The organism is Endozoicomonas atrinae (genome assembly GCF_001647025.1).
GTDB lineage: Bacteria > Pseudomonadota > Gammaproteobacteria > Pseudomonadales > Endozoicomonadaceae > Endozoicomonas > Endozoicomonas atrinae.
The window spans coordinates 1-5,069 of the sequence record NZ_LUKQ02000324.1 but is presented as its reverse complement, the minus strand read 5'-3'; the positions used below and the strand labels follow the sequence as shown (position 1 = coordinate 5,069).

The window sequence follows — 5,069 nt, the reverse complement described above, 5'->3', positions numbered from 1 at the left end:
AAGCCGATGCCATCCGTTCTGGCATGTTCGAATCCACACAAAACAACGCCCGTCGTGCCAACATCACCGCCCAGCTCGCCAACGAATACCAGCAAGCCTACGGTAAGGGCTACGACGAAGCGCAGCAGTACATCGGCAACCTGCAAGCCATGGAGCAGGGCAACCGCAACCAGCTTCTCGGCGAACAGCAACAGAAACTCCAGCAGCTCATGACCCAGCTTTCCCCCATGCAGCTTGCCAGCCAGCAGGGCGCTATCCAGTCCGCCGTCGGCCCCACCAACATGAGGATCGGCTCCGCCATCAACAACACCATCAACCCCTTCGATGCCGTCAACGTCTACTCCGGTATGCAAGCCGTCGGCTCCGGCGTCTATAACCAGTTGCCTGGTACCAGTGATATGGCGAGTACTATTACAGGTCATACGGGTGTGTTTAATCAAAATCTGGCTACCCCATCCTTCAACTTCCAGAACCTCAGCACCCCGAACCCGTCCACCTACATCAACAACGCCGCCAATCTCGCGCAGTCAACCGGCAGCTTTGCCAACAGCATGTACAACAACGCCATGGAGATGGGCAACAACGCCGCCACCGGCCTCGGTACCTCTCTAGCCAACCTTGGCGAAGTGGACTGGGGCGGTGTCGGCAGCAGCCTTTCAAATGGCTGGGACAAATTGCAAACCTCTTTCAACGGCTGGACGCTGTAAGGAGCAACTATGTACTTTCAATGGGGAACCGCCACCAACGCTTTCCACGACCAGAAAGAAGCCATCGCCGACCGTAAGGAGCGCCGCCTCAAGTCCCGCGTGGCCAACATGAAAGCCTTCAACGATCTGGTCTCGGCCAACCCCGACGCCGATCCCAACTACCTGGTCAATCAGTACGTACAGATGGGCCTCGACGGCGATCCCCGCGCCCACGTCGACAAGTTGCTCGCCCACGCCAAGGCCGAACGTCAATGGGAACTCCAGCAGCGTCAGTACGAACAGATGACACAGCAGCAGAAGTTTCAGACCATGGCCGACCAGTTTGTTGCCGGTGCCGCCCCGAAAGCCAAGTCCTACAACGAACTCGAACAGATGGTCGTGGGTCGCTTCGGTGAGTCCGAGTTCAGCAAAAACGCCCTGACCCCCGCCCGCAACAACTTCACCGACTGGCGCAAGGGACAGATGTCCAACTGGATCACATCAAAAGCCAGCGACCTCAAGAACATGGACTACAACCAGCGAGCCACCGTCGTCAAAAACACCTGGGGCGACGACGCCAGCGACGTCCTCAACGGCTACGAAGAGCAGCGCACCAACGAGTTTTACTCCGGCCTGATTCCCGACCTCAAACAGTTTGTCGGTGTCGACGACGATAAGCTCGAAGCCATGCTCAAAGGCCGTGCCCGTCTGGCAGGGTTCAATCCCGACTTGGTTCGCGCCGACGCCTTCCGCGACGCCATGGAACCGTTTCAGCATCAGGTCATCACCGGCCTGCAACGGGAGTACGACGGCAAGGTGGAAAAAAACACCCTCGCCGCCCTCACCGCCGTCGACAAGGAACTTCAGGAGCAGGCCAAAAACCTCAAGCCCGTCATCGGCGAACTCAACGCCCCTGACAATCTCAAGAGCGCCGCCCTGGTCATCGCCACGACTTACAAACTGCGAAGCCCGCAGTCCATCACCGACGTCCTCCGCTACATGGAAACCAAGAAAAACCGTTACGAATCCATGTACTCACAGGACATCGCTGCCGACGTCATCAACAACATTAAACAGGGCAACGTCAAAGGCATCAGCAAGAACCTGATTCAAACACCATCCGAAGCGGCCCAGGAAAAAGCCCGCGCCCAGATTCAGGGCTACCGGCCAACAGACTCGTTCGCCAAACACACCGCCCCCGTCGTCGAACAGCAGATTCAACAGGTCAGCCTCGACAACTTCTACGACTTCGCGCACCAGAAACTCAGCCATCTGGCCCCACAGGAACAGTCGCAATATTTAGAAGTCATGAAAGCCCGCTACGCCCGCGAGATCGACAACGAGATCACCCGCCTCACCGGTCTCAGTAACGACAGTTTCAGCAACGGCCTTCGCAGCGACGAGGACAACGCCGCCCTGAACAGCCTGGTCGAGCAGCTTAACCAGATCAAAACCGACCTCAAGGCCATCGCCCTCGACGACACCAAACTCAACCTCGATGATCCGGTGGTCGACACCCAGTCACAACCACAGTCACAGCCCAGCAAACAACCGATGGCCTCGCCGTCTATGTCCATCACCCAGGCTCTCGGCCTTGACAAGCTATACGACGGTATGAAGTCCATCGGCAGCGCATGGGACAGAAAAGTGGCACGGGACTTTATGGAGAGAAACGGGCGCAGTCCCGACTCCATCACCGACGACGAAGCGGATATGGTCTACGCCTTCTATAAGCAGCATCAGACATGGCCAGAACCCAGAGTCCTCGACCAGATAGCATCAGCCTTCAAACAGGAAATCGCCGGACGTTAATCCAAGCTGGTGTTGTACCAGCTTAACGTCCCACCTCACACCAGCCATTATTATTTTCAGCAACTCTTTTGCAGTCAGGGAAATTTCCATAACAACCGATAGGATTACCAGCACTGTTAAACGCACAATACTGAGTAGCACTGACACTCACCGGCATCATCATCCCCATCGCCAGCACGATCCCCGCAATCCATCCTTTCATCGCCATCTCCTTTCCCTACTGCTCTTTCCCCTTACTATAGCCGCCCCGCTCAAGGACGACCGACCGTTCGTCCAACCCTACCATCATTTCAAACCATAGCGGAAACTGGAGAACCGCCTTGAAATCCTTCGACGATATGTTCGCCGACCTTGACCTGTCCGGCCCATCCCAAGATTACACCCAAGACTTCAACGCCAGCACCATCTTTCAAGACACCCGCTTCCTGAACGACGTCCGCAAATTCTTCGAAGCCAAGGGCGAGACCTTCGACAACGATCAGGACATGATCGCCCGATTCTATAACGACCGCACCTGGGGCAACCTGAACACCCTCGGCATGGCTGAAGACCTGAACGACGCCTACAACGGCGCACCGGAGCAGCGGGAACGGCTCAAGCGCCTCCAGTTCGTCTACGACAACATGCCCTCCTTCTATGAAGACGGCGGCGCAGTGGATCAGGTGGGCGCGTGGGAGACCACCAAGAGCATCGGCGGTGCGCTTCTGGCCGATCCCCTCAACCTCCTTGGCGGTGCCGGAGCCTGGGGCAAGGCCGCCAAAGCCGGTGCCCAGGGAGCCAGTAAAGGCCGCGCAATATGGGAAGGCGTCAAGGCCGGTGCCAAGACTGAAGCCCTGATCGGCGCACCGGTCGAAGCCGCTTTCGACGCGGGTCTCCAGAACCGTGACATCGAACTGGGCCTGCAAGACGAGTTCAGCAAAACCCAGATGGCCCTCTCTGGCGCAGCCGGTGGCCTCTTCTCCGGTGCCATGGGTGCCCTCTCTGGCCTGGCGGTCTCCATCTTCAGCCGCAAGAACGTCAAGCTCGGGCAGGAGGTCTATCAAAAAATGCTCGACGACGGGATCACCCCCGACTACATCGAGCGCATGAGCGACACCCAGCTTGATCAGGTACTCGACAACTACCGCACCGACAGCAGCGCCGCGATCGGCGACGTCAAATCCAGTATGGAAGCGGAGCAGCTTCAGGAAGCCCAACGGGCAGAACAGGCCGCACAGGCACCGGAGCAACCTGAAGCCTTCCAGCCCGACCCTGACCTGCAACAAGTCCTCGACAAACTCATCGACATCCGTGACTCCCTCGAGCCAGGGCAGGACGGTTACAGCGAAGTCATCACCAATATTGCCAACGTCCGTCGTGTGATCCGCGAGACCAACACCCTCGACGTCCGCAACAAGGCCGTCGAAGATCAGTACAAGTCCGATCCCTACAACTCACGGGCCAACCGCAACGAATACGAATACGCCAAACAGGAAGATTTTGTCGCAAGGCTCAAGCGTCTTACCGCCAGTGAAGATTTCGACGGTCTCGACTCCCTGCTGAAAAAAGAAGAGGCCCAGCGCACCGAGGCCGAAACGCAGGCAGCCGCCCAGTCAGAGGCAGGTGTTGCCATCACAACACCTGATTCTTCAATCACACCTACCCCTGACCAGGCGGCTGGCCAAACTGTAGCACAAAAACCGGCGGCATCCACCGGAACAACGCCCGAACCCAAACCGGAAGCCGGTGCAAATCGCACAGAAACCCCCGATTCTGTGCAAAACGCAAAATCAGTACCCGATTCGGTGCAAAACGCACAGCCAGTACACGAAGCAACCGTCGACCCGAAAGTCCAGAAAGCCATCACCACCCTGCAAACCCAGTGGGAAGAGTTGATGGACGAGCCACTGGACACCACCGGTCTCGACCTGAACGACAAAGACTCGGTAATTAACTTCGTCGAGTCCGCCAAAACCAATCTCCAGCAGGCCAAGGCCCAGCAGAAACAGATCAAGGCCGACCCGAAAACCCGACCGGTCATCGGCCCCAAAGCCCGCGTCTACCTGAAAACCAAACTGGGCATGACCGACGAGGCCATTGACCAGCACAAGCGCCCGAAAGTCCTGCTCACCAAACTCGCCGAACATCGCGGTCTCACCCTGCCCAAAGCCGCCAGGGACATGTCCCGCGATCAGCTCTCCCGAGTGGCGGAACTCTCCCCCAAACAGATGAAAGCGTGGCAGCAGGACGTCAACACCTGGGCCGAGGCCGTCACCGAACACGCCCCCTCTGGCCAGGCAGAACTGCGCCAGCAAATCTGGCGAGCCATCTACGACGCCAACCACCGTGGCGACGATACCGACACCTTTGTCGACATCAGTTACATGGCCGGTTTCCGCAACCAGCCCAAGGTCAAACAGTCTGGCCGTGGAGCCATCGACGAGAACGCCCTCAAGGCAAGAGCCAAAGACGCCGAAGCCAAACGGGAAGCCCAAGCCTACGCCGACGAACAGGCCGAAGCCTGGAAAGGGCAACGCGCCCGCAACATCGGCGGCGGTCTCTTCGTCGAACCCAGGTACTCAAAAAACCTGC

General features: G+C 58.0%; 4 protein-coding genes. 3 read left to right on the top strand and 1 reads right to left on the bottom strand.

What is annotated here, in order from left to right; all coding sequences use genetic code 11:
- On the top strand, window positions 1-707 hold a 707-nt coding region (locus tag AK963_RS33630; protein WP_175404643.1), incomplete at its 5' end, for a hypothetical protein.
- Between the two features lie 9 nt (window positions 708-716).
- A complete protein-coding gene (locus AK963_RS25280; RefSeq protein WP_066018150.1) occupies window positions 717-2,498 on the top strand; it encodes a hypothetical protein in 1,782 nt (593 codons plus the stop codon).
- A gap of 22 nt (window positions 2,499-2,520) precedes the next feature.
- Here the strand turns inward: AK963_RS25280 and AK963_RS25275 are convergent, their stop codons facing one another.
- Window positions 2,521-2,700, bottom strand: a complete 180-nt coding sequence (locus tag AK963_RS25275; RefSeq protein ID WP_066018149.1) for a hypothetical protein — start codon at window positions 2,698-2,700, stop codon at window positions 2,521-2,523.
- 118 nt (window positions 2,701-2,818) lie between these two features.
- Between AK963_RS25275 and AK963_RS25270 the strand changes: the two genes are divergently transcribed.
- Window positions 2,819-5,069, top strand: a 2,251-nt coding sequence (locus AK963_RS25270) for a hypothetical protein (RefSeq protein ID WP_202969866.1), incomplete at its 3' end; no start/stop codon positions are given.

Bases quoted from the DNA above. Each gene is read 5' to 3' on its own strand.
- AK963_RS25275 (WP_066018149.1), bottom strand. From the start codon at position 2,700: ATGAAAGGATGGATTGCGGGGATCGTGCTGGCGATGGGGATGATGATG.
- AK963_RS25280 (WP_066018150.1), top strand. From the start codon at position 717: ATGTACTTTCAATGGGGAACCGCCACCAACGCTTTCCACGACCAGAAA.